This window comes from Ideonella alba (assembly GCF_018069875.1).
In the GTDB taxonomy this organism is placed as follows: domain Bacteria; phylum Pseudomonadota; class Gammaproteobacteria; order Burkholderiales; family Burkholderiaceae_C; genus Ideonella; species Ideonella alba.
Map to the genome: position 1 here is coordinate 200799 of NZ_JAGQDF010000006.1, position 23821 is coordinate 224619.

Below are 23821 nucleotides of genomic sequence, written 5' to 3' on the forward strand. Positions count from 1 at the left end.
CTGCCCCGATGTCCGACACGCTGCGCCTGCTCGAGGACCTGCTCGCCCGCGCCTCCGTCACCCCCGATGACGCCGGCTGCCAGGCCCTGATCGCCGAGCGGCTGTCGGCCGCCGGCTTCACGCCCACCCACCTGCCTTTCGGGCCTGACACCTTCCGGGTGCAGAACCTGTGGGCCGCCCGCCCCGGCCCGCGACCCGGCCCCACCGTGGTCTTCGCCGGCCACACCGATGTGGTCCCCACCGGCCCGCTGGCGCACTGGACCAGCGACCCCTTCGTGCCCAGCTACCGCGACGGCAAGCTGTTCGCGCGCGGCGCCGCCGACATGAAGACCTCGCTGGCCGCCATGGTGGTGGCCGTCGAGGAATTCGTGCAGGCCCACCCCGGCCACGCCGGCCGCATCGCCTTTCTGCTGACCAGCGACGAGGAAGGCCCGTCGGTGGACGGCACGGTCAAGGTGGTCGAGTGGCTGCAGCAGCGCGGCGAACAGCTCGATTGCTGCATCGTCGGCGAGCCCACCTCGGTCAGCCGCCTGGGCGACATGATCAAGAACGGCCGCCGCGGCTCCTTGTCGGGCAAGCTCACCGTCACCGGCGTGCAAGGCCATGTGGCCTACCCGCAGCTGGCCAAGAACCCGGTGCACCTGGCCGCGCCGGCGCTGGCCGAGCTGGCTGCTGCCACCTGGGACGCCGGCAACGACTACTTCCCGCCCACCACCTTCCAGATCTCCAACCTGCACGCCGGCACCGGCGCCACCAACGTGATCCCGGGCGAGCTGGTGGTGGACTTCAACTTCCGCTTCTCCACCGCTTCCACGCCCGAGGACCTGAAGGCCCGCGTGGCCCGCATCCTCGACCGCCAGCAGCTGCAGTGGCGCATCGACTGGACGCTGGGCGGCTCGCCCTTCCTGACGCCTGAAGGATCGCTGGTGGCGGCCCTGCGCGACGCCATCCAGGCCGAGACGGGCCTGAGCACCGAGCTGTCCACCACTGGTGGTACCTCGGACGGCCGCTTCATCGCGCGCATCTGCGAGCAGGTGGTCGAGTTCGGCCCGGTCAATGCGACGATCCACAAGATCGACGAACACGTCGCGGTCGATGCGGTCGAGCCCCTGAAGAACATCTACCGGCGCACGCTGGAGGCGCTTCTGACATGACCGTGATCGAACTGATCGAGCGCTGCAGCGCCCGCCTGGAGGAGGCGGGCGTTTCGTTTGGGCATGGCACGACCAACGCCTTCGACGAAGCCGCCTGGCTGGTGCTGTGGGCCATGAAGCAGCCGCTGGACGCGCTGGAAGACGTGGCCGAGTCCACCATGCCCGCTGCCGCCGAGCAGCGCGCGCTGGACCTGGTGGAACAGCGCATCGCCACCCGCCGCCCCGCCGCCTACCTGACCGGCGAAGCCTGGCTGCAGGGCGTGCCCTTCACCGTGGACGAGCGCGTCATCGTGCCGCGCAGCCTGATCGCCGAATGCCTGGCCGACGGCACGATCGACGCCTGGCTCAGCGACCGCACCCAGCAGGTGCTGGACCTGTGCACCGGCAACGGCAGCCTGGCCGTGCTGGCCGCGATGGCCTGGCCCGACGTGCAGGTCACCGGCGCCGACCTCAGCGCCGACGCCCTGGCCGTGGCCACGCTGAATGTGCGGCGCCATGAGCTGGTTGACCGCATCACCCTGGTCCAGGGTGACGGCCTGGCCGCCGTGGCCGGCCGGCGGTTTGATCTGATCCTGTGCAACCCGCCCTACGTCAACGCCGAGTCCATGGCCGCCCTGCCGCCCGAGTACCGTGCCGAGCCGGAAATGGCGCTGAGCGGCAACCTGGCTGGCGGCACCGACGGCATGGACTTCATCCGCCCGCTGCTGGCCCAGGCCGCTGATCACATGACGGACGACGCCGTGCTGGTGCTGGAGATCGGCCACGAGCGGACCTTCTTCGAGGCCGCCTTCCCGCGCCTGGAGGCGGTGTGGCTGCCCACCAGTGCGGGCGATGACCAGGTGCTGCTGCTGACCCGCGCCGCACTGGAGGCCGCCCGATGATCACCCTGCGCAACCTCACGCTGCGCCGCGGCGTCAAGGTGGTGCTGGACAGCGCCACCGTCACGCTCAACCCCGGCGAGAAGATTGGCCTGGTGGGTCGCAACGGCGCCGGCAAGTCCAGCCTGTTCGCGCTGCTGGCCGGGCGGCTGCATGCCGACGCGGGCGACGCCGAGATCCCGCCGAAGTGGCGCATGGGCGAGGTGGCGCAGCACATGCCCGAGGTCGACACCCCGGCCACCGAGTTCGTGCTGCAGGGCGACACCCGGCTGATGGAGGCGCAGGCCGAGTTGGAGGCCGCCGAGGCCGCTGACGACGGCGAGGCCATGGCCCATGCCCATGTGTCGCTGGAAGAGGCTGGCGCCTTTGACGCCCGCGCCCGCGCGCAGGCGCTGCTGCTGGGTCTGGGCTTCACCAGCGAGCAGCTGGATGCGCCGGTCAACAGCTTCTCAGGCGGCTGGCGCATGCGCCTGCAGCTGGCGCGCTGCCTGATGTGCCCGGCCGACCTGATGCTGCTGGACGAGCCCACCAACCACCTGGACCTGGACGCCCTGGTCTGGCTGGAGGCCTGGCTCAAGCGCTACCCCGGCACGCTGCTGGTGATCAGCCATGACCGCGAATTCCTGGACGCGATCACCACCGTCACGCTGCACCTGGAAGACGCCAAGCTGCTGCGCTACGGCGGCAACTACACCACCTTCGAGGAAATGCGTGCCGAGCGGCTGGAGCAGCAGGCCGCGGCCTTTGCCAAGCAGCAGGACCGCATCGCCCACCTGCAGAAGTTCATCGACCGCTTCAAGGCCAAGGCCACCAAGGCCAAGCAGGCGCAAAGCCGCGTCAAGGCGCTGGCGCGGATGGAAAAGCTGGCGCCGGTGCTGACGGCCAGCGACTTCAACTTCGAGTTCCGCGAACCGCCGTCCTTGCCCAATCCCATGCTGGCGATGCGCGACGTGGTCTGCGGCTACATGGTGCCCCGCGCCGCCGAGTACGGCGACGCGCCCCCCAAGGGGGCTGGCGAATCCGGCTTGGGGCGGCCCGGCGCCGGATTCGCGGACGATGTCCGCCTGCAACCCAAGCCCATCGTCCACGGCATCGACCGCACCGTGCTGGCCGGCCAGCGCATCGGCATCCTGGGCGCCAACGGCCAGGGCAAGTCCACCGTGGTCAAGACCATCGCCCGCGCCCAGCCGGCGCTGGGCGGCACGGTGACCGAGGGCAAGGGCCTGGCAATCGGCTATTTCGCGCAGCAGGAGATGGACCTGCTGCACGCCGACGACACACCGCTGCAGCACATGGTGCGGCTGGCGCGCACCACCGGCCCGTCGGGCACCGAGCAGGAGCTGCGCAATTTCCTGGGCCAGTTCCGCTTTCTGGACGCGATGGTGCACCAGTCGGTGGGCACGCTCAGCGGTGGCGAGAAGGCCCGCCTGGTGCTGGCCAGCCTGGTCTGGCAAAAGCCCAACCTGCTGCTGCTGGACGAGCCCACCAACCACCTGGACCTGACCACCCGCGAGGCGCTGTCGATGGCGCTCAACGAGTTCGAGGGCACGGTGATGCTGGTCAGCCACGACCGCGCGCTGCTGCGCGAGACCTGCGACGAGTTCTGGCTGGTGGCCGACGGTGCGCTCAAGTCCTTCGACGGCGACCTGGACGACTACCAGCGCTGGCTGGTCGAGCGCAGCCGCGAGGCCGCGCGCATCGCCGCCGGCAAGCCCGCCCAGCCCGAGCCGAAGAAGGCCGCGGCGGCGCCGGTGGCCGCGCCGCCGCCGCCGCCGATCAACCAGCGCGAGGACCGCAAGGCCGCCGCCGCCGCCCGCCAGGCGCTGGCCGGCAAGACCCGGCCGCTGCGCAACGAGCTGGCGCAGATCGACGCCAAGATGGAGAAGCTGGCCGCCGAGCGCGCCAAGCTGGAAGCAGGCATCGTCGATGGCTCGATCAGCGGGCCTGAGCTGGCCGAGGCCGGCCGGCAGCTCAACCACGTGGCCGCCGAGGTGGCGATGCTGGAGGAGCGCTGGCTGGAGCTGTCCGAGCAGATCGAGGCGATGAGCGCCGAGGCAGGGGGTGGCTGAGCCCCTGTTCGCGTCGGCCGACCTGGCGGCGCGGCCCCTGCGCGCCGACGAGGTGCCGGCGCTGCAGGCGCTGTTCAGCACCCACCCGTTCTACTTCCGCACCGTCAACGGCCGCGACGCGCTGCCCGATGAAGCGCAGCAGGAGTTCGACGAGCGCCCGCCGCCGCACCTGAGCTGGCGCGCCCAGCATGTGCTGGGCCTGTTCGATGCGGCCGGCCGGTTGCAAGGCACCGCGGTGATCACCGAAGACCTGGGCACGCCCGGCTGCTGCCACCTGGGCCTGCTGTGGCTGGTGGACGCGCTGCACGGCCGGGGCATCGGCCAGCGCTGGCACGCCGCCTATGAGGCCTGGGCGCGGCGCCAGGGCGCCCGCTGGCTGCGCCTGGGCGTGGTGCAGGCCAACACCCGCGCCACGCGCTTCTGGACGCAACTGGGTTACCAGCGCCTGCGGGTGCGCGAGGGCGTGGACACCGGCGGGCGTGTCAACACGCTGTGGGCGATGCTCAAACCCCTGGGCGAGGCGGGCATCGAGGACTACCTGGCCCGGGTCCCGCGCGATCAGCCGGGCTCCGACCTGCCCTGATCAGGCCGCGCTTTCCTTTTCCTGCAGCAGCCGCCACATCACCTTGCCCGAGCCCGACTTGGGCAGGGCCTGGGCGAACTCCACCACCCGCGGTGCCTTGTAGGCGGCCATGTGCTCGTGGGCCCAGGTGATGATGTCCTGCTCGGTGGTCCGGCCCACCGCATCGGGCCGCAGCACCACCACCGCCTTCACGGTCTCGCCGCGGTAGGCGTCCTTGGCCGCGATCACGCAGGCCTCGGCCACCGCCGGGTGGCGGTACAGCAGCAGTTCCACCTCGCTGGGCCAGACCTTGTAGCCGCTGGCGTTGATCATGCGCTTCAAGCGATCGGTGATGAAGAAGTAGCCGTCCTCGTCCATGCGGCCCAGGTCGCCGGTGCGGAAGAAGGGCTTGCCGTCGATCTCGATGAAGGCGGCGCGGCTGGCCTCGGGGTGCTTCCAGTAGCCCTTGAAGACCATCGGGCCGTGGGTGACGATCTCGCCGGACTCGCCGATCGGCATGGGCTGCAGGGTCTCGGGGTCGACCACGCGGCTGTCGACGCCGTAGATCGGCATGCCCAGGCACTGCAGCTTGGCGCGTTCGGGCGGATTGGCGTGGCTGGGCGCGGCGGTCTCGGTCAGGCCGTAGCCCTCGGCGAAGGTGATGCCGAACTCGGCCTGCAGCCGCTCGGCCACCGCCTGCGGCATCGCGGCGCCGCCGCCACTGAGGAAGCTCAGGCTGGACAGGTCGAAGCTCTTGTAGTTCGGGCTGGCGAACAGGTCGATGATCATCGTCGGGATGCAGGTCCAGTGCGTGATCCGGTAGCGCGAGATCAGCCGCCCGGCCAGTTCGCGGTCCCAGCGCGGCAGGATGACCACGGTGGTGCCGCCATACACCGGCCCCAGCACGTTGTAGAGCATGCCGGTGATGTGGAACATCGGCACCACGCCCAGGCTGATCGTTTCGGCGCTGGTGTGTCCCCACAGGCCGCCGCCGATGACATTGGGCATCAGCGTGCGGTGGGTGTGCATGCAGCCCTTGGGCAGGCCGGTGGTGCCCGAGGTGTAGGGCAGTAGCGCCAGGTCGTCGGCGCTGCCGGCGTGCGGCTGGGCAGGCGCCAGGCCCGCGGCCAGCGCGTCGCTCCAGCGGGTGATGGGCGTGGGGCTGGCGGGCAGCGGCGGATCGGCGCGCAGCCAGGCCTCCACCGCGGGCGCGGGCACCAGGTCGGGCTCGATGATCGCGGGCAGCGCGTCGGCGTAGCGGGTCACCAGGATGGCGCGCAGGCGCTGGGCCTCGGGCAGCGCGGCGTTGGCCTGGGCGACGATCTCGGCGCCATCGGCGGCACAGACCACCACCCGGGTGTCGGGATCGGTGATGTAGTGGCCGAACTCCTCGACCCGGTTCATCGGGTTGACCGGCACCACCACCGCGCCCAGGCGCATCACCGCGTAGAAGGCGACGATGAACTGCGGGCAGTTCTGCAGGAAGATGGCCACCCGGTCGCCGCGCTGCACGCCCTGGGCTTCCAGCCAGCCGGCCAGTGCCTCGGCCCGGGTCTTGAGCTGACGGTAGGTCAGGGCCTCGCCGAAGAACAGGTAGGCGGCCTTGTCCGGGTAGCGCGCGGCCGAGACCTCGGCGTTGAACCACAGCGTGGTCTCGGGGACGATCAGCTCACGCGGCAGACGGCGCGGCCAATGGGCCAGATGAGGGGGCTGGTAGGGACGATCGGCAGACGGCATGCTCAGGCTCCTTGCATGACCCGCAGGCTAGCCGTGACAGGGCGCCTCGGCGATACGGTTCCACCCGCACCCGCTGTCCCGTCGGAGACAGAACCTAGAATGAATCGCGCCCGGCAGTTTCAGGGCCCCCGTCGCCCTGACGTGCCCCGAAGTGCCCCGAGTGCCTGCCATGCCCCGCGTTCCTGCCGTTCCGCCCAGCTGTCGGGCGCCCGCTCCATGAGCCACGGTCGCCTGCTGCCTGGCGCCGGTGGCGGCCCGCTGGGACGCGGCCGCTGGGTGGCGCTGCTGGGCGCCGTGCTGGTGGCCACCTTCGCCGCGGTCGCCTGGGTGCAGTGGCGCCAGTTCGACCAGGTGGGCTCGCAGGTCCGCCAGGCCGACGAGCAGGCCTCGTGGGTCTACCTGCAGCTGGAAACCGACTACCTGCAGCTGCGCGAATCCCTGCGCGCCATGATCGACCAGCCCAGTGCCGAACACGCCCGCACGCTGCGGCGCCTGCAGGCCACCTTCGCCGCCCGGGTGCGGTCGCTGCAGTCCGACGCCGACCCGGCCATTCCGCCGCCCGGCATCTCCCCTGACGACCCCGGCCCGATGCACACCTGGGCCACGCTGCTGCGCGTGGTCCAGCATGGCGACGAGTGGCTCAACCGCGAACCGCTGGCGGTGGAGGAACTGCGCGAGCTGCTGGGCGAGCTGACCCCGCTGTCACCCGCGCTGCACGAGCTGGCCGAGGCCGCGACGCTGCGCGTGGCGCAGCACAACGTCGAGCGCGGCCAGACCATCCGCGACCGGCTGCACCTGGGCATCGGGCTGACCGGCTTCCTGAGCCTGATGACCCTGGTCTTCGGCCTGATCGTCGTGCACCTGTGGCGCACCGCGGCGCGGCGCGAGCGCGAACTGGCTGCGCTGGCCGAGGGCCTGCAGGCCGCGCGCGAAGCCGCTGACCGCGCCAACCAGGCCAAGAGCGCCTTCCTGGCGACGATGAGCCACGAGCTGCGCACGCCGTTCAACGGCCTGCTGGGCATGCTCTCGCTGCTCGATGACACCCGGCTGGATGCCGAGCAGACCGGCTTCGTGCGCACCGCGCGCGACTCGGCCCAGCACCTGCTGGCCATCCTGGACGACATCCTCGACCTGTCGCAGCTCGAGGCCGGCAAGCTCGACATCCACCCCGAACCCGTCCACATGCCGCGCCTGATGGACGAGGTGCGCACCGTGATGGGCCCGCCGGCACGCGCCAAGGGCCTGACGCTGACGGTGCGCAACGCGCCCGGCCTGCCTGAGTGGCGGCTGGCCGATGCGCGGCGGGTCAAACAGATCCTGTTCAACCTGCTGTCCAACGCGATCAAGTTCACCGCCCGCGGCCGCATCGACCTGGAGGTGCGCACCGCCCCCGGCCCGGGCGCCGGGCTGCTGATCTCGGTGGAGGACACTGGCATCGGCATGGACGCGGCCACGCTGTCGCGCCTGTTCCAGCGCTTCACCCAGGCCGACGCCAGCATCGCCCGGCGCTACGGCGGCACCGGCCTGGGGCTGGAGATCTCGCGCACCCTGGCGCGCCTGATGGGCGGCGACATCACCGTGGTCAGTCGCCCCGGCCAGGGCAGCCGCTTCGAGGTGCAGCTGCCGCTGCCGCCCACCTCGGCGCCGCCCCCTGAACCCACGCCGGCCGGCCTGCCCAGCCACCCGATCACCGACCGCCCGCTGGACGTGCTGGTGGCCGAGGACCATGCGATCAACCGCATCTACGTCTCGGCGCTGCTGACCCGGCTGGGCCACCAGGCGCGCTTTGCGGTGGACGGCGAATCGGTGGTGCGCGAGGCCGAGCGCAAGCCGCCCGACCTGATCCTGATGGACCTGCAGATGCCCGGCATCGACGGCCTGGAGGCCACGCGCCTGATCCGCCTGAAGAGCGGCCCGCTGGCCCGGGTGCGCATCATTGCGCTGAGCGCCGATGCGCTGGGCCCGGCGCGCGAGCGGGCGCTGGAGGCCGGCATGGACGACTTCCTGCCCAAGCCCTTCCGCTGGGAGCAGCTGGCCCAGCTGCTGGCCCGGCACGGCGGCAGCCCGCTGGACACCACCGGCCCGGCCCCGCTGACCGACCCGCCGGCGCCGCGTCCGCCGTCGGCCGACAGCAGCCGCACCACCGACGAATCGCTGGGACTGGCCTCGATGCGCGAGCTGACCCAGCTGCTGGGCGTGGACAGCTACGCGCCGCTGCTGCGCGACTTCCTGGCCGACGACATGGGCAGCCAGGCCCTGATGGACGCCGCGCTGCAGACGCTGGACCCGCAGGCCCTGGCCTACCAGGCCCACCAGTACAAGGGCGCCGCCCACCTGCTGGGCCTGCGCGCGCTGGCCGAGGCGGCCGAGCTGATCGAGGTCGAGGCCGCGCAACTGGACGCCGCCCGCGCCGCCGAGCACCGCCAGCGCCTGCAGGCGCTGCGCCGCGACAGCCGCGCGCTGGCGCAGCGTCTGGGCCTGCTGGCGGCGGTGCCGGCGGCCGGCTGAATCAGACGATCACCGGCTCGGGCTCCAGCCGGATGCCGAAGCGGCCGTAGACGCTCTCCTGGATTGCCCGGGCCAGCGTCTGCACCTCGGCACCCACCGCGCCGCCGCGGTTGACCAGCACCAGCGCCTGCTTCTCGTAGACGCCGGCGTGGCCGATCGACTTGCCCTTCCAGCCGCAGGCATCGATCATCCAGCCCGCGGCCAGCTTGAAGCTGCCGTCATCCATCGGGTAGTGCACGATGTGCGGGTCGCGGGCGATGATGTCGCGGCACTGCTCGGCGCTGACCACCGGGTTCTTGAAGAAGCTGCCCACATTGCCGATCTGCGCCGGGTCGGGCAGCTTGGCGCGGCGGATGTCGCAGACCCACTGGAAGATGGTGCGGGCGTCGGGCGCGGTGATGCCGGTTTCCTCGGCCTTGCGGCTCAGGTCCAGGTAGCCCAGCATCGGCTGCCAGGCCTTGGGCAGGCGCAGGCGCACGCGGGTGATCAGGCTCTTGCCGGCCAGCGCACGCTTGAACACGCTGTCGCGGTAGCCGAAGGCACAGATCTCCTGGCGCAGCGTCACGGTGCGGCCGGTGACCAGGTCCACCGCGTCCAGCGATTCAAAACGGTCCTTCAGCTCCAGCCCGTAGGCGCCGATGTTCTGCACCGGCGCGGCGCCCACGGTGCCGGGGATCAGCGCCATGTTTTCCAGGCCCGGCCAGCCCTGGTCCAGCGTCCAGGCCACCAGCGTGTGCCAGGGCACGCCGGCGCCGGCCTCGATGATCCAGTCGTCGGCCGTCTCGCGCAGCAGGCGCAGGCCCGGCACCTCGACCTTCAGCACCAACTCGGGCATGTCGCGGGTCAGGATGACATTGGTGCCGCCACCCAGGATGAAGCGCGGCGCGCGGCCCATGTCGGGGTGGTCGACCACCGCGCGCACATCGGCATCGCTGCGGATGCGCACCAGCCGCCCCGCCTGGGCCGGCAGGCCAAAGCTGTTGTAGGGCTTGAGGGATACGGCGGTCTCGAATTGCATGGCAGAATTTTCCGCGTTTTTCCTGACCGTTCAGAACAATCATGCCCAGCTTCGACGCCGTCCTCGAACCCGACATGGTGGCCATCAAGAATTCGGTGGCCAACGCCCAGAAGGAAATCGGCACCCGCTTCGATTTCAAGGGCACCGCCGCCGCGCTGGAGCTGAAGGAGAAGGACAAGCAGATCGAGCTGCTGGGCGACTCCGATTTCCAGATCGAGCAGGTCAGCCAGGTGCTGGTGGGCAAGCTCACCAAGCAGGGCGTGACGATCAATTACCTGGACATGAGCGGCAAGATCGAGAAGATCGGCGGCGACAAGGTGCGCCAGACCTACAAGATCAAGGCCGGCATCGAGGCCGAGCTGGCCAAGAAGCTGACCGGCGCCATCAAGAACAGCAAGCTCAAGGTGGCCGCCAGTGTGCAGGGCGATGAGGTCCGCGTCACCGGCAAGAACCGCGACGACCTGCAGCAGGCGATCGCGCTGCTGAAGAAGGACTTTGCCGACCAACCGCTGAAGTTCCAGAACTTCCGCGACTGAGCCATGGACGCCCTGAGCCAGCTGACCGACCGCGCCTTCGCGATCCACGCCCAGGACGCCGCCGCCGCCGCGGCCCTGCTCGCCGATGGCCTGCCGGCGACGCTGGACCAGGCCGACAGCGGCTCGCTGGAGTCCGCGCTGCGGGCGATCGAGCACATCGGCCTGGGCCACCTGGCCGACGGCGACTGGGTGCGCCGGATGATGGCGCTGGTCGCGCCGCAGCAGGCCCGGGCGCCGTCGCTGGCGGTGGCCCTGGCGCGGGGCGAGGCGGCGCTGGCGCTGCTGGCGGGCGAGGACCCCGACCTGGCCCTGCTGCCGCCGGCCGAACGGGTGCGTGCCCACGCCAATCCGGCGCTGGGCCGCGCCCGTCAGGGCGACATCGAGGGCGCCCGCCGCCTGCTGGACCTGGCCACCGCCCGCGCCGCCGAGGCCGACACCGACCCACCGGTGCGCCGCGCGATCGCCGCGCTGGCCAACAACCTCGCCTCGGACATCCGCGACACGCTGCAGGCCCCGCCCGACCCGGCGGCAGTGGCGCTGATGCTGGAGGCAGCCACCCGCTCGCGCGCCGCCTGGGCCGAGGTGGGCGGCTGGCTCGAGGTGGAGCGCGCCGACTGGCTGCTGGCCATGTGCCACGCCTCGGCCGGCCTGGGCCGCGAGGCGCTGCACCACGCGCAGGCCACGCTGGCCGCCTGCCAGGTGCATGGCGGCGACGATTTCGAGTTCTGCTTCGCCTGGCAGGCGATGGCCTTCGCGGCGCTGGCCGCGCAGGACCGGGCGGCCGCGCAGCTGGCGCGCACCGCGATGGCCGAGCGCGCCGGACACCTGAGCGACGCCGGCGACCAGCAGTACGCGCGCGAGCAGCTCGCGCTGATCGACGCCGCGCTCTGAGGCGCTGGCCCGGCGCCGGTGCCGTCAGTGGAGCAGCTGCTCCACGCCCTGGGTCAGCGTGTCGTGCGGGGCCATGCGGTGGCCCAGCCATTCCAGGTCCAGGTGCAGGTGCTCGACCAGCCGGCCCTGGGTCTCGACCAGCGTGGTCAGCGGCGGCAGGCCGCTCTCGCCGGCCTCGGCCATCACGCTGGCCAGGCGCAGCACGGCGCCCAGGCGCGAGAAGGGCTTGACCGACAGCGGGTCCTCGGCGGCACGCAGCCCATGGACCAGCTGGTCCGGAAAGCGCCAGCGGCGTGCCAGCTCGGACGTCACCTCCAGGTGGGTGCAGTGCAGCAGCGCGCGCTCGTGGTCGAGCAGGCTGTCGGGCGCCAGGGCGCGCGCCTCGGCCAGCGCCACCGCCTCGGGGTCGGACATCAGCATCAGCAGCTCACCGGTGCGCATCACCAGGCCCGCCAGGTAGGCGGTATCGGGGTCGACATCGCTGGACGGCGCCAGCATGCGGGCGTGGCCGGCAGTGGCCAGGCACTGGCGCCAGAACTTCAGGCGATCGAATCCGTCGACCTTGGGGAAGGCGCCCGCCACACAGGCGGCCAGCGCCATGTCGCGCAGGCCGCCCAGGCCGATCACCATCGCCGCGTCCTTGATCGTGGCGATTGCATGGCGCGGGCTGTAGCGGGCTGAATTGGCCAGGCGCAGCAGTTTCACCGACAGGCCCTGGTCCTGGGCGATCAGGTCGGCCAGCTGCTGCATGCCCAGGTCCTCGCGCTCGAAGGACTCCAACAGGCGGTGCGCCACTTCGGGCATCGACGGCAAGGCAGCAGGATCGGCGAAGTACTTGTCGCTTGTCGGCATGGATCAGTTCCAGGGACGGTGCGGCGCGCGGCTCGGCGCCTCGGAGGCTGAGCGTCTTTCAGTGCATGTCGGCGGCCCGCCCGACGACTTGAGCCGATCCGCGGGCAAACCCGCCCCTTGGCCTGTCACGGTCGGGACAAGACCAAATCGAACGATCGTGCTAAAAACCGGGGCTGAACTGGAGACCGGCCATGGACCTCAATTTCACGCCCGAAGAACTGGGCTTTCGGCAGATGGTGCGCGACTGGGTGGCCACCCACCTGCCCGACGACATCCGCCACAAGGTGCTCAATGCGCTGCGCCTGTCCAAGGACGACATGCAGCGCTGGGCCCGCATCCTGGGCGCCCAGGGCTGGCTGGGCTACGGCTGGCCCAAGCAGTTCGGCGGCCCCGGCTGGAACGCGGTGCAGAAGCACCTGTTCGAAGAGGAATGCGCGCTGGCCGGCGCGCCGCGCATCGTGCCCTTCGGGCCGGTGATGGTGGCGCCGGTGATCATGGCCTTCGGCTCGCCCGAGCAGCAGCAGCGCTTCCTGCCCGGCATCGCCAGCGGCGACGTCTGGTGGAGCCAGGGCTACTCCGAGCCGGGCTCGGGCTCGGACCTCGCGTCGGTGAAGACGCGGGCCGAACGTGTCCATGACAACAGCGGGGACCACTACCTGGTCAACGGCCAGAAGACCTGGACCACGCTGGGCCAGCATGGCGACTGGATCTTCTGCCTGGTGCGCACCAGCAACGAAGGCAAGCCGCAGACCGGCATCAGCTTCCTGCTGGTCGACATGAAGAGCCCGGGCGTGTCGGTGCGACCGATCATCACGCTCGACGGCGAGCACGAGGTCAACGAGGTCTTCTTCGACAACGTGAAGGTGCCCGCCGAGAACCTGATCGGCGAGGAGAACAAGGGCTGGACCTACGCCAAGCACCTGCTGGCGCATGAGCGCACCAACATCGCCGACGTCAACCGCGCCAAGCGCGAGCTGGAGCGGCTCAAGCGCATCGCGAAGGCCGAGGGTGTCTACGAGGATGTGCGTCTGCGCGACCAGATCGCGTTGCTGGAGGTCGACATCGTGGCGCTGGAGATGCTGGTGCTGCGGGTGCTGTCGGCCGAGAAGAGCGGCAAGCAGAGCCTGGACATCGCCGGCCTGCTGAAGATCCGCGGCAGCGAGATCCAGCAGCGCTACACCGAGCTGATGATGCTGGCCGCCGGCCCCTACAGCCTGCCCTTCATCCACGAGGCGATGGAGGCCGGCTGGCAGGGCGACCACGTCGGCGCCGCCCACTGCGCGCCGCTGGCCAGCGTCTACTTCAACACCCGCAAGACGACGATCTACGGCGGCAGCAACGAAGTGCAGCGCAACATCGTCTCGCAAACGGTTCTGGGAGCCTGACATGGATTTCGACTTCACCGACGACCAGAACGCGCTGCGCGAGGCCGTGGCCCGCTGGGTGGACAAGGGCTTCTCGTTCGATCGCCGCCACGCGCTGGCCAAGGCGGGTGGCGCGACGCGCGCGGTCTACGCCGAACTGGCCGAGCTGGGCCTGACCGGTCTGGCCGTGCCGGAAGCGATGGGCGGCATGGGCTTCGGCCCGGTCGAGGCGATGGTGGTGATGGAAGAGCTGGGCCGTGGTCTGGTCAACGCGCCGCTGGTGCACGGCGCGCTGGTGGCGCCGGCCCTGCTGTCCGCCGCCCCCGAGGCGCTGCAAGCCGACTGGCTGCCGCGCGTCGCCGACGGCTCGGCGCTGGTGGTGCTGGCGCACCAGGAGCGCGCCGCGCGCTACCAGTTGCAGCGCGTGGACACGCGCGCCAGCCGCCAGGGCGAGGCCTGGATGCTCAGCGGCGCCAAGAGCGTGGTGCCGGCCGGTGACGAGGCCGACGCCTTCATCGTGCCGGCCCGCATCGCCGGGGGTGCATCCGACGAAACCGGCATCGGCCTGTTCCTGGTCGAACGCGGCGCTGCCGGGCTGGCGGTGCGCGGCTACCCCACGCAGGACGGCGCCCGCGCCGCCGAGCTGACGCTGAGCAACACCCCCGCCGCGCTGGTCACCGACGATGGCTTCGGTGTGCTGAGCCGGGCGGTGGACATCGGCATCGCCGCGGTCTGCGCCGAAGGCGTGGGCCTGATGGAGCGCCTGACCGCGCTGACCGTGGAGTACATGAACACGCGCAAGCAGTTCGGCGTGACGCTGGCCAGCTTCCAGGCGCTGCGCCACCGCATCGCCGACGTGAAGATGCAGCTGGAGCTGGCGCGCTCGATGAGCTACTTCGCCAGCCTCAAGCTGGGCGAGCCTGCCGCGGCACGGCGCCGCGCGATCAGCCAGGCCAAGGTGCAGATCGGCCAGTCGGCGCGCTTCATCGGTCAGCAGTGCGTGCAGCTGCACGGCGGCATCGGCGTCACCGACGAGTACGTGGGCAGCCACTACTTCAAGCGCCTGGCCATGCTGGAGATGCAGTTCGGCGACACCCTCCACCACCTGGGCGAGGTCTCGTCAAGAATGCAGGACAGCGCAGGCGTCTTTGCCTGATCGTTACCGGGCAGGGGCGCCGATTCGCATTAGCATCGGCGCATGCCCGATCGGCACGCGCCCCTCCCTGCCCTCCGGCCCGCCTGTGCGAGGCCCGGATGAAACTCGCCCAGATCCTGTTCAGCCAGGGTTTCGGCACCCGGCGCGCCTGTGAAGGCCTGGTCTGGGCTGGCCTGGTGCGCCACCAGGGCCGGGTGCTGGACGACCCCGCCGAAGACCTGCCTACCGACGCTCTGGTGCTGGAGGTCGAGGGCCGCCCCTGGCCCTTCCACGCCAAGGCGCTGGTCCTGCTGCACAAGCCGATCGGCTACGAGTGTTCGCAGAAGCCGCGCCATCACCCCAGCGTGATGACCCTGCTTCCGGCGCCGCTGCGCCAGCGCGGCGTGCAGCCGATCGGCCGGCTCGACGAGGACACCACCGGCCTGCTGCTGCTCACCGACGACGGCGCGCTGATCCATCGGCTGACCTCCCCCAAGCACCATGTGCCCAAGGTCTACGAGGTGGCCTGCAAGCACCCGGTGGACGAGGCGATGGTGGCGCGCCTGCTGGCCGGTGTGGTGCTGGACGACGACCCGGCGCCGGTGCGCGCTGCCGCCTGCGAGGCCAGCGGCAGCCACGCGCTGCGGCTGACGCTGACCGAAGGCAAGTACCACCAGGTCAAGCGCATGGTGGCCGCGGTGGGCAACCGGGTGGAAGGCCTGCACCGCAGCCGCTTCGGTGGCCAGGTGCTGCCGCCCGAGCTGCCGCCCGGCGGCTGGACCTGGACCGACGCCGCCACCGTGCTGGCGCCGGAGCGCTGAATGCTGCAGCCGCCCCGCTTCCAGCCTTCGCAGAGCGTGGCCTCCACCCCGGTGGACACGGCCGAGATCGACCGCCTGATCGAAGCCGACCGCATCGAGACCCTGTACGCCAACACGCCCCAGGCGCTGGCCGGCGGCGTGCTGTTTGCTGCCCTGCTGGCCTGGGCCTTCCAGCCGGGCGCCGGCACCTGGCTGGCCGGCGGCTGGCTGCTGGCCAAGACCCTGATCATCGGTCTGCGCGCGCTGGACGCCTGGCTGTACATGCGCTCGCCCGACCGCCGCGCCCAGCCCCGCGTGTGGCACCACCGCCACCTGGCCGGCGTGGTGGTCGACGGCCTGACCTGGGGCCTGGCCTGGCCGCTGTTCGTGCCCTCGAACAACCTGATGCTCGACGGCTCGCTGCTGGCCGGTCTGGTGGGCGTGGCGGCCATCGGCGTCTTCACGCTGACCAGCCACGCCAGCCATGTGGTGCTCTACCTCAGCGGCGTGCTGCTGCCCATCGTCGCCCATGAGCTGTGGCAGGACCGCGGTGATGTGACCTGGCTGATGACCGGTGGCATCTTCATCTATTTCGCGGTGCTGCTGGGCGAGTCGCGCCGGGCCTATGTGCACAAGACCGAACTGCTGCGCCTGCGCTTCGAGAACGCCGCCATCGCCGACGAACGCGAGACCGCGCTGCGCCGCGTGGAAGAGGCCAGCCGCGCCAAGAGCCGCTTCCTGGCCACCGTCAGCCACGAGCTGCGCACGCCCCTCAACGGCATCATGGGCATGACCGAGCTGCTGATGGACGCCGAGCCCCAGCCCGCGCGCCGCGAACGGCTGCAGGTGGTGCAGCAGTCGGCCGGCCACCTGCTGACGCTGATCGAGGACCTGCTGGACGTCTCACGCATCGAGTTCGGCCGCTTCGAGCTGCACCCGGAGCCGGCCGAGCCGGCGCTGCTGGTGCACGAGGTCACCGGCCTGCTGCAGCCGATCGCTGCGGCACGTGGCCTACGCCTGCTGTGCAGCATCGAGCCCGGCGTGTCGGCGTGCCTGATGCTCGACGCGCCCCGGGTGCGCCAGGTGCTGCACAACCTGGTCGGCAATGCGCTCAAGTTCACCGACCAGGGCGAGGTCCGCGTCACACTGAGCCAGCGCGGCGACCAGCTGCAGTTCACCGTCAGCGACAGCGGCCGCGGCATCGCACCGGCGCTGCTGGAGCGCATCTTCGACCCTTTCGAGCGCGGCGAGGACGGCCGCGCCGCGGGCACCGGCCTGGGCCTGACCATCTCGCGGCAGCTGGCGCGCGCGATGGGCGGCAACCTGGTCGCCAGCAGCCGCCCCGGCCAGGGCGCGCAGTTCCACTTCACGCTGGACGCACCGCCGGTGGACGGCCAGACGCCGGTCGATGTCACCGACCCGCAGGCGCCCAGCCTGCTGCGCGGCGAGGTGCTGCTGGTCGAGGACAACGAGGTCAACGCCCTGGTGGCCCGCGGCATGCTGGAGAGCCTGGGCCTGACGGTGCGCGAAGCCCGCGACGGCGTCCAGGCCCTGCAGGCGCTGCAGCAGCAACGGCCCCACCTGGTGCTGATGGACTGCCAGATGCCGCAGCTCGACGGCTGGGAAGCCACCCGGCGCTGGCGCCAGATCGAGCTGGCCAACCGCCTGCTGCGGGTGCCCGTGGTGGCCCTCACCGCCAATGCGGTGGCCGGTGACCGCGAGGTCTGCCTGGCCGCCGGCATGGACGACTACCTCTCCAAGCCCTTCACCCGCGAGCGCCTTGCGCTGGTCGTGGCGCGCCACCTGCGCCGGGGATAATCCGCGGCATGCGAGTCCACCGCGGCCACATCCCTGACCCCGCCGGCGCCGGCTGCGCGCTGACCATCGGCAACTTCGACGGCGTGCACCGCGGTCACCAGGCCATGCTGGCCCTGCTCAACAACGAGGCGCGCCACCGCGGCCTGCGCAGCGTGGTGATGAGCTTCGAGCCGCACCCGCGCGACTGGTTCGCCGCCCGCGCCGGGCAGCCCGAGCTGGCACCGCGGCGCATCGCCACGCTGCGCGACAAGCTGCAGGAGCTGGAGCGCTGCGGCGTTGACGAGGTGGTGCTGCTGCGCTTCGACGAAGCGCTGGCCAGCATGCCGCCGCTGGCCTTCATCGAGGACGTGCTGGTGCGCCGCCTGAACACCCGCTACGTGCTGGTGGGCGACGATTTCCGCTTTGGTGCCAAGCGTGCCGGTGATTACGCGCTGCTGGATGCCGAGGGCAGCCGCCTGGGCTTTGACGTGGCACGGATGATGAGCTACGAGGTGCATGGCCTGCGCGTGTCCAGCTCGGCCGTGCGTGAGGCCCTGGCCGCCGGCGACATGACCCGCGCTGCCCGGCTGCTGGGCCGGCCCTACGCCATCACCGGCCATGTGGTGCATGGCCGCAAGCTGGGCCGCGACCTGGGCTTTCGCACGCTGAACCTGCGCTTCCCCTCGCGGCTGCCGGCGGCCCAGGGCATCTTCGTCGTGCAGGTGCATGGCCTGGCCGACAAGCCGCTGCCCGGCGTGGCCAGCCTGGGCGTGCGGCCCACGGTGGAGGACGCCGGCCGGGTGCTGCTGGAAGTGCACTGCCTGGAGTGGCCGGCCGGCGTGGCCATCGATGGCGGCTATGCCCGCATCCTGCAGGTCGACCTGCTGCACAAGCTGCACGATGAGCTGCGCTACCCCTCGCTCGAAGCGCTGCAGGCGGGCATTGCCAAGGACGTGGCCGACGCGCGCGACTGGTTCGCCCGCGCCGGCGGCCCCGGGCGGTAGAATCGGGCCACCATGGGCCCGAAGCTCGCCTCCCGCCACCTGCCGTGCGTGCACGCCTGCACGCGCCGCCAGACCACGCGCGACCGAATTCGCCGCGGCTGATGCCCTGCGCGTGGCCCGCGGCCGCGCCCTGCCCCGCCGGCGGCCGCCGGTGCCCTCCCCGTTTCCGCCCAGCGCGCGCCCGCCGCGTGCCGCCCCCCGCCATGAACGACAAGACCTCCCCCAAGCGTGACGCCGACGGCGGCGCCTACCGCGCCACGCTGAACATGCCCGACACCCCGTTCCCGATGCGCGGCGACCTGCCCAAGCGCGAACCGGGCTGGGTGGCCGACTGGAACCAGGCTGGCGATGCCGGCGGCCTGTACCAGCGCCTGCGCGTGGCCCGCCGCGGCGCACCGCTGTTCGTGCTGCACGATGGCCCGCCCTATGCCAACGGCCAGCTGCACATCGGCCATGCGCTGAACAAGGTGCTCAAGGACATGATCGTCAAGTCGCGCCAGCTGGCCGGCTTCGATGCCCAGTACATCCCCGGCTGGGACTGCCACGGCCTGCCGATCGAGAACGCGATCGAGAAGCTGCACGGCCGCAAGCTCACGCGTGACGACATGCAGGCCAGGAGCCGGGCCTACGCCACCGAGCAGATCGAGCAGCAGCGCGCCGACTTCAAGCGCCTGGGCGTGCTGGGCGACTGGGAGCGGCCCTACCGCACGATGGACCCGGCCAACGAGGCCGGGCAGATCCGCGCCTTCAAGCGCGTGATCGAGCGCGGCTTCGTCTACCGCGGCCTCAAGCCGGTCTACTGGTGCTTCGACTGCGGCAGCTCGCTGGCCGAGTTCGAGATCGAGTACGCCGACAAGCAGAGCGACACGCTGGACGTGGCCTTCGAGGCCGACGACCCGGCGGCGCTGGCGCGCGCCTTTGGCCTGGCCGCGATGCCGGAGTCCTTGGCTTCGGGCGCCAAGAAGGCCTTCGTGCTGATCTGGACCACCACCGCCTGGACCATCCCGGCCAACCAGGCGCTCAACGCCCACCCCGAGCTGAGCTACGCGCTGGTCGACACGCCGCGCGGCGTGCTGCTGCTGGCCGAGTCGCTGGTCGAGGCCTGCCTGCAGCGCTACGGCCTGGAGGGCACGGTCATCGCCACTGCGAAGGGCGAAGCGCTCAAAGGCCTGGTGTTCCGCCACCCGCTGCACGACACCGTCACGGCCGATCAGGGCGGCAAGTACAGCTACCGGCGCCTGAGCCCGCTGTACCTGGCCGACTACGTCACCGCCAGCGACGGCACCGGCATCGTCCACTCGGCGCCGGCCTATGGCGTGGACGACTTCAACAGCTGCGTGGCCCACGGCCTGGCCTACGACGACATCCTCAACCCGGTGCAGGGCCATGGCGTCTATGTGGACGAGCTGCCCTTCTTCGGCGGCGAGCACATCTGGAAGGCCGTGCCGCGCATCCTGGAGGTGCTGGCGCAGAGCGATCGCCTGTTCGCCACCCAGCGCATCACCCACAGCTACCCGCACTGCTGGCGCCACAAGACGCCGGTGATCTACCGCGCCGCGGCGCAGTGGTTCGTCCGCATGGACGAGGGCGAGGGCGTGTTCACCAAGGACAAGGCGCCGCGCACGCTGCGCCAGCTGGCGCTGGACGCGATCGACCACACGGCCTTCTACCCCGAGAACGGCAAGGCCCGCCTGCGCGACATGATCGCCAACCGGCCCGACTGGTGCATCTCGCGCCAGCGCAGCTGGGGCGTGCCGCTGCCCTTCTTCCTGCACCAGGCCACCGGCGAGCTGCACCCGCGCACGATGGAGATCCTGGACCAGGCCGCCGACATCGTCGAGCGCGGCGGCATCGAGGCCTGGAGCCGCACCACCGCTGAAGAGGTGCTGGGGGCCGAGGACGCGCAGCACTACGTCAAGAGCACCGACATCCTGGAGGTGTGGTTCGATTCGGGCAGCACCTTCTGGCACGTGCTGCGTGGCAGCCACGCCCAGGCCTACCCCAACGGCGCCTTCCATGCCCAGGGCCCCGAGGCCGACCTCTACCTGGAAGGCCACGACCAGCACCGCGGCTGGTTCCACAGCTCGCTGCTGCTGGGCTGCGCCATCTATGACCGCGCGCCCTACAAGGGCCTGCTCACGCACGGCTTTGCCACCGACGGCCAGGGCCGCAAGATGAGCAAGAGCCTGGGCAACACCGTGGTGCCGCAGCAGGTGACCGACAAGCTCGGCGCCGAGATCCTGCGCCTGTGGGTGGCCAGCACCGATTACTCGGGCGACCTCAACATCGACGACAAGATCCTGGCCCGCGTGGTGGACGGCTACCGCCGCATCCGCAACACGCTGCGCTTCCTGCTGGCGAACACCTCGGATTTCGACCCCGCGGTGGACGCCGTGCCGCCCGCGCAGTTGCTGGAGATCGACCGCTGGGCGCTGGACCGCGCGGCCGAGCTGCAGGCCGAGATCCTGCGCCACTTCGACATCTACGAGTTCCACCCGGTGGTGGCCAAGCTGCAGGTCTTCTGCTCCGAGGATCTGGGCGCCTTCTACCTGGACGTGCTGAAGGACCGCCTGTACACCACCGCGCCCAAGAGCCTGGCGCGGCGCAGCGCACAGACGGCGCTGTGGCAGATCACCCAGGCGATGCTGCGCTGGATGGCGCCGTTCCTGAGCTTCACCGCCGAGGAGGCCTGGCCGGTGCTGGCCGGCGCGGCCAACCAGGGCTCGATCTTCTTCGAGACCTTCTGGAAGTTCACCACGCCCGACGAGGCGCTGCTGGCCAAGTGGGCGCGCGTCCGCGCCATCCGCGACGCGGCCAACAAGGAGATCGAGGCGGTGCGCACCGCCGGCCAGGTGGGCGCTTCGCTGCAGGCCACGCTGACCATCACCGCCGGCGCCGACGACGCCGCGCTGCTGCGCTCGCTGGGCGAGGACCTGAAGTTCGTCACCATCACCTCGGCCGTCACGGTCGTCGATGGTGCTGAACTGGCGATCCGCGTCACGCCGGCCAGCGCCGCCAAGTGCGAGCGCTGCTGGCACTACCGCGAGGACGTGGGCGCCGACGCTGCGCACCCCACCCTCTGCGGCCGCTGCGTCAGCAACCTGCACGGCGCGGGCGAAGCCCGCTCGGTGGCCTGATGGCGCGGCGCTCTGCGGGCGGTGGCGCCGGCCTGTTCGGCTGGCTGGGCCTGGCCGGCGTGGTGCTGCTGCTCGACCAGTTCACCAAGGTGCTGATCGTCGGCAACTTCGCGCTGGGCGAGGTGCACACCGTCACGTCCTTCTTCGATGTGGTGCGGGCGCACAACCACGGTGCCGCCTTCAGCTTCCTGTCCGACGCGTCAGGCTGGCAGCGCTGGTTCTTCACCGGCCTGGGCACGGTGGCGGCGGTGGTGATCATCTTCCTGCTGCGCCAGCATGCCGGCCAGACGCTGTTCTGCCTGGCGATCAGCCTGATCCTGGGCGGGGCGGTGGGCAATGTGATCGACCGCCTGTGGCATGGGTATGTGATCGACTTCCTGCAGTTCCACTGGAGCTGGCTGGCGCCGATGTTCACGCAGGGCTACTTCCCGGCCTTCAACCTGGCCGACAGCGCGATCACGCTGGGTGCCGTGCTGCTGGTGCTGGACGAGCTACGGCGCGTGCGGCGCAGCTGAGTTCGCCGGCCGCGGCCAGCGCAGCCGCACCCGGGTGCCGGCGGGCGAGGCCGGCTCGATGTCGAGCTGCGCGCCCAGCGCCTGGGCGCGGCTGCGCATGTTGCGCACGCCCAGGCCGCCTTCGGCGCGGCCGGGCCCGACACCGTCGTCCACCACGCTGAGCACCACCGCGCCCAGCAGGTCGGTCTCTGCACGGATCGTCACGCTGTGCGCCTGCGCATGGCGGATGACGTTGGTCACCGCCTCCAGCACGATGCGCTGCACGTGCAGCACGCTCTGCGGCGACAGGCCATCGGTCTCGGGGAGGTCGCCCATCTCCCAGGCCAGGCTCAGGCCGGCAGCCTTCAGGCGTGGCTCCAGGCGATGGCGCAGCATCGCCAGCACGGTGGTGAGGTCGCCCTCGGCGCCCTGCAGCGAATCCACCGCCACGCGCATGTCGTCCAGCGCGGTGCGGGCCAGTTGCTCCACCTCGCCGCGGTCGACCTGCGGCCGCTGCACCAGGTGCATCAGGCCCACCAGGTGGGCGCCCACGCCGTCGTGCAGCTCACGCATGATGCGCTGGCGCTCCTCGGCCACGGCGCGCTGGCGCTGCTGCACCTCCAGCGCGTCGAAGGCGCTGCGCAGTTCGGCCTCGCGCTGGCGCACGCGCGCGGCCAGCTCGTCGCTGGAGGCGCGCAGCGCGGCCACGCTGCGGCTGAAGCGGTCGGCCACCAGGCCGGCCATGATCAGCGCGAAGCAGAACACCACATGGGTCATCCAGGTCAGGCGCAGGCCGGTGGAGTGCACGCTGCGCACCCACAGCAGGTCGTGCACGCCCGCCACCACCGCCAGCACGCCGGCCGCGGCCAGCACCAGCGCGATCGTGCGGCGGCTGGTCCAGGCCTCCTGCGCGACGATGATCACCGTCACCACGCCCAGCGGCACCAGCGCCGCCAGACCCAGCGTCCACAGCAGCGGCTCGGCCCAGGCGAACGAGGCCGCGGCCAGCAGCGCCGCGCTGCCCAGCACGCCCCACACGCCCCAGGTCATGGCCCTTGTCAGCCGGCCCAGCGCCATCAGCGTGAACTGGCAGATCAGCGCCAGGTGCGCCGCATAGCTGGCGGCCACCAGTGCGCCCCACACAGGCCAGGGCAGCCAGGGCTCGGGCTGGATCTGGTCGATGTTGCGCACCATGCCCAGCCAGGCCGACAGCGCGAACACGCCGTACAGCGCGTCGCGCTGGCGCCACCACAGCAGCGTGGCCAGCCCGCCCATGATGGCCAGGCTGGCAGCGAACACGGTGGACGAGGTCTGCCGCCAGTCCTGCAGCCGGTCGAACATCGGCCGCACCTCGGCCTCGGGGCCGTAGTGCATGACCGACAGGCCACCCCAGCGCTGGCGCTGGATGCTCACCTCGATCATCAGCTCGTTGGGTCCGTCGGCCCTCAGCAGCGCGGCCGGCAGTTGCAGCAGTTGCGGCGCCTTCGACGCGTCGTAGGTCGGATCGTCCAGCACGCCCAGGCGACGCAGCGTCACCCCATTGAGACGGATCTCCGCCTGGTTGCCCAGGCGCGAGAACAGCAGGGCCATGTCGTCGCGGGTGCGCGGCGGCAGCACCACGCGGTAGAGCGCCCGCCCGCCCAGGCCCGGAAAGTCCAGGTCCCAGCGCCGGCCCAGGTCGCGCTCACCCTCCACCACCGCCGCGCCATCGGGCTGCAGCCGGGCCCAGGCGTGGTCGATCTCGCGCACCGGCTCGGCGGCACACGGCAGCAGCGTGCCCAGCCCGGCCAGGGCCAGCGCCAGGCGCAGCAGCGAGCGGAAGAGCAGACGTTGAAGCATGGAGCGGCAGGGGCACGCGGCGCAGCGGCGCCGCGATGGTAGCCGC

Annotated in this window: 18 protein-coding genes; 14 read left to right on the plus strand and 4 right to left on the minus strand. The window is 71.3% G+C overall.

The window, feature by feature from the left end; genetic code table 11:
* Positions 1–8: 8 nt before the first annotated feature.
* Genes dapE through KAK07_RS12540 form a run of 4 tightly spaced genes read left to right on the plus strand, consistent with a single transcriptional unit; the run spans position 9 to position 4684 of the window.
* A complete protein-coding gene (gene dapE / locus KAK07_RS12525; protein WP_210861066.1) occupies positions 9–1154 on the plus strand; it encodes a succinyl-diaminopimelate desuccinylase in 1146 nt (381 codons plus the stop codon).
* Complete coding sequence (gene prmB, locus KAK07_RS12530) at positions 1151–2035, plus strand: 50S ribosomal protein L3 N(5)-glutamine methyltransferase (RefSeq protein WP_210861067.1); 885 nt, start codon at positions 1151–1153, stop codon at positions 2033–2035. The genes dapE and prmB overlap by 4 nt, the downstream gene beginning before the upstream one ends.
* Complete coding sequence (locus KAK07_RS12535) at positions 2032–4101, plus strand: ABC-F family ATP-binding cassette domain-containing protein (RefSeq protein WP_210861069.1); 2070 nt, start codon at positions 2032–2034, stop codon at positions 4099–4101. The genes prmB and KAK07_RS12535 overlap by 4 nt, the downstream gene beginning before the upstream one ends.
* Positions 4094–4684, plus strand: a complete 591-nt coding sequence (locus KAK07_RS12540) for a GNAT family N-acetyltransferase (RefSeq protein ID WP_210861071.1) — start codon at positions 4094–4096, stop codon at positions 4682–4684. The genes KAK07_RS12535 and KAK07_RS12540 overlap by 8 nt, the downstream gene beginning before the upstream one ends.
* Here the strand turns inward: KAK07_RS12540 and KAK07_RS12545 are convergent, their stop codons facing one another.
* Entirely contained in the window at positions 4685–6400 is a 1716-nt protein-coding gene (locus KAK07_RS12545) for a long-chain fatty acid--CoA ligase (protein WP_210861073.1), read from the minus strand.
* 216 nt (positions 6401–6616) lie between these two features.
* Here KAK07_RS12545 and KAK07_RS12550 point away from each other — a divergent pair, with 216 nt between their 5' ends.
* Positions 6617–8908 carry an ATP-binding protein gene (locus tag KAK07_RS12550; RefSeq protein WP_210861075.1) on the plus strand — a complete coding sequence of 764 codons (2292 nt, stop codon included), beginning with the start codon at positions 6617–6619 and terminating at the stop codon, positions 8906–8908.
* 1 nt (position 8909) lies between these two features.
* Here KAK07_RS12550 and murB read toward each other — a convergent pair whose 3' ends face one another.
* Positions 8910–9926, minus strand: coding sequence for a UDP-N-acetylmuramate dehydrogenase (murB, locus tag KAK07_RS12555; protein ID WP_210861076.1), 1017 nt, complete (start codon positions 9924–9926; stop codon positions 8910–8912).
* Between the two features lie 41 nt (positions 9927–9967).
* Here murB and KAK07_RS12560 point away from each other — a divergent pair, with 41 nt between their 5' ends.
* Together KAK07_RS12560 and KAK07_RS12565 are read left to right on the plus strand one after the other, a co-directional pair.
* Positions 9968–10462 (plus strand): YajQ family cyclic di-GMP-binding protein, encoded by a 495-nt coding sequence (locus tag KAK07_RS12560; protein ID WP_210854696.1) that lies wholly within the window; start codon positions 9968–9970, stop codon positions 10460–10462.
* Positions 10463–10465: 3 nt separating this feature from the next.
* Positions 10466–11353, plus strand: coding sequence for a hypothetical protein (locus KAK07_RS12565; RefSeq protein WP_210861078.1), 888 nt, complete (start codon positions 10466–10468; stop codon positions 11351–11353).
* Between the two features lie 24 nt (positions 11354–11377).
* Here the strand turns inward: KAK07_RS12565 and KAK07_RS12570 are convergent, their stop codons facing one another.
* A complete protein-coding gene (locus tag KAK07_RS12570) occupies positions 11378–12205 on the minus strand; it encodes an HDOD domain-containing protein (RefSeq protein WP_210861080.1) in 828 nt (275 codons plus the stop codon).
* Positions 12206–12396: 191 nt separating this feature from the next.
* On the opposite strand from KAK07_RS12570, the gene KAK07_RS12575 reads away from it, so the two are divergent.
* The 7 genes from KAK07_RS12575 to lspA all read left to right on the plus strand — a co-directional run bounded on the left by KAK07_RS12575 (position 12397) and on the right by lspA (position 21957).
* The gene (locus tag KAK07_RS12575) at positions 12397–13590 is read left to right on the plus strand and encodes an acyl-CoA dehydrogenase family protein (RefSeq protein ID WP_210861082.1); all 1194 of its coding nucleotides are present in this window, start codon (positions 12397–12399) and stop codon (positions 13588–13590) included.
* Position 13591: 1 nt separating this feature from the next.
* Complete coding sequence (locus KAK07_RS12580; protein ID WP_210861084.1) at positions 13592–14725, plus strand: acyl-CoA dehydrogenase family protein; 1134 nt, start codon at positions 13592–13594, stop codon at positions 14723–14725.
* 98 nt (positions 14726–14823) lie between these two features.
* On the plus strand, positions 14824–15525 hold the full coding sequence (locus KAK07_RS12585) for a pseudouridine synthase (RefSeq protein ID WP_210861086.1): 702 nt from the start codon (positions 14824–14826) through the stop codon (positions 15523–15525).
* Positions 15526–17322 carry an ATP-binding protein gene (locus tag KAK07_RS12590; protein WP_210861088.1) on the plus strand — a complete coding sequence of 599 codons (1797 nt, stop codon included), beginning with the start codon at positions 15526–15528 and terminating at the stop codon, positions 17320–17322.
* Positions 17323–17330: 8 nt separating this feature from the next.
* On the plus strand, positions 17331–18305 hold the full coding sequence (locus KAK07_RS12595; RefSeq protein WP_210861089.1) for a bifunctional riboflavin kinase/FAD synthetase: 975 nt from the start codon (positions 17331–17333) through the stop codon (positions 18303–18305).
* 203 nt (positions 18306–18508) lie between these two features.
* On the plus strand, positions 18509–21442 hold the full coding sequence (gene ileS / locus KAK07_RS12600) for an isoleucine--tRNA ligase (RefSeq protein WP_210861091.1): 2934 nt from the start codon (positions 18509–18511) through the stop codon (positions 21440–21442).
* The gene (lspA, locus tag KAK07_RS12605) at positions 21442–21957 is read left to right on the plus strand and encodes a signal peptidase II (RefSeq protein ID WP_210861093.1); all 516 of its coding nucleotides are present in this window, start codon (positions 21442–21444) and stop codon (positions 21955–21957) included. Before ileS ends, lspA begins: the two co-directional genes overlap by 1 nt.
* Here the strand turns inward: lspA and KAK07_RS12610 are convergent.
* Positions 21934–23775: a sensor histidine kinase gene (locus KAK07_RS12610; protein ID WP_210861095.1), complete on the minus strand. Its 1842-nt coding sequence runs from the start codon at positions 23773–23775 to the stop codon at positions 21934–21936. The two genes, lspA and KAK07_RS12610, sit on opposite strands and share 24 nt — an antisense overlap.
* Positions 23776–23821: the final 46 nt, after the last annotated feature.

Coding starts and splice junctions, on each gene's coding strand:
- KAK07_RS12545 (WP_210861073.1), bottom strand. CDS start 6,400: ATGCCGTCTGCCGATCGTCCCTACCAGCCCCCTCATCTGGCCCATTGG.
- prmB (WP_210861067.1), top strand. CDS start 1,151: ATGACCGTGATCGAACTGATCGAGCGCTGCAGCGCCCGCCTGGAGGAG.
- lspA (WP_210861093.1), top strand. CDS start 21,442: ATGGCGCGGCGCTCTGCGGGCGGTGGCGCCGGCCTGTTCGGCTGGCTG.
- KAK07_RS12580 (WP_210861084.1), top strand. CDS start 13,592: ATGGATTTCGACTTCACCGACGACCAGAACGCGCTGCGCGAGGCCGTG.
- KAK07_RS12550 (WP_210861075.1), top strand. CDS start 6,617: ATGAGCCACGGTCGCCTGCTGCCTGGCGCCGGTGGCGGCCCGCTGGGA.
- KAK07_RS12535 (WP_210861069.1), top strand. CDS start 2,032: ATGATCACCCTGCGCAACCTCACGCTGCGCCGCGGCGTCAAGGTGGTG.
- KAK07_RS12595 (WP_210861089.1), top strand. CDS start 17,331: ATGCGAGTCCACCGCGGCCACATCCCTGACCCCGCCGGCGCCGGCTGC.
- KAK07_RS12570 (WP_210861080.1), bottom strand. CDS start 12,205: ATGCCGACAAGCGACAAGTACTTCGCCGATCCTGCTGCCTTGCCGTCG.
- KAK07_RS12565 (WP_210861078.1), top strand. CDS start 10,466: ATGGACGCCCTGAGCCAGCTGACCGACCGCGCCTTCGCGATCCACGCC.
- KAK07_RS12585 (WP_210861086.1), top strand. CDS start 14,824: ATGAAACTCGCCCAGATCCTGTTCAGCCAGGGTTTCGGCACCCGGCGC.
- KAK07_RS12590 (WP_210861088.1), top strand. CDS start 15,526: ATGCTGCAGCCGCCCCGCTTCCAGCCTTCGCAGAGCGTGGCCTCCACC.
- dapE (WP_210861066.1), top strand. CDS start 9: ATGTCCGACACGCTGCGCCTGCTCGAGGACCTGCTCGCCCGCGCCTCC.
- KAK07_RS12610 (WP_210861095.1), bottom strand. CDS start 23,775: ATGCTTCAACGTCTGCTCTTCCGCTCGCTGCTGCGCCTGGCGCTGGCC.
- ileS (WP_210861091.1), top strand. CDS start 18,509: ATGAACGACAAGACCTCCCCCAAGCGTGACGCCGACGGCGGCGCCTAC.
- murB (WP_210861076.1), bottom strand. CDS start 9,926: ATGCAATTCGAGACCGCCGTATCCCTCAAGCCCTACAACAGCTTTGGC.
- KAK07_RS12560 (WP_210854696.1), top strand. CDS start 9,968: ATGCCCAGCTTCGACGCCGTCCTCGAACCCGACATGGTGGCCATCAAG.
- KAK07_RS12575 (WP_210861082.1), top strand. CDS start 12,397: ATGGACCTCAATTTCACGCCCGAAGAACTGGGCTTTCGGCAGATGGTG.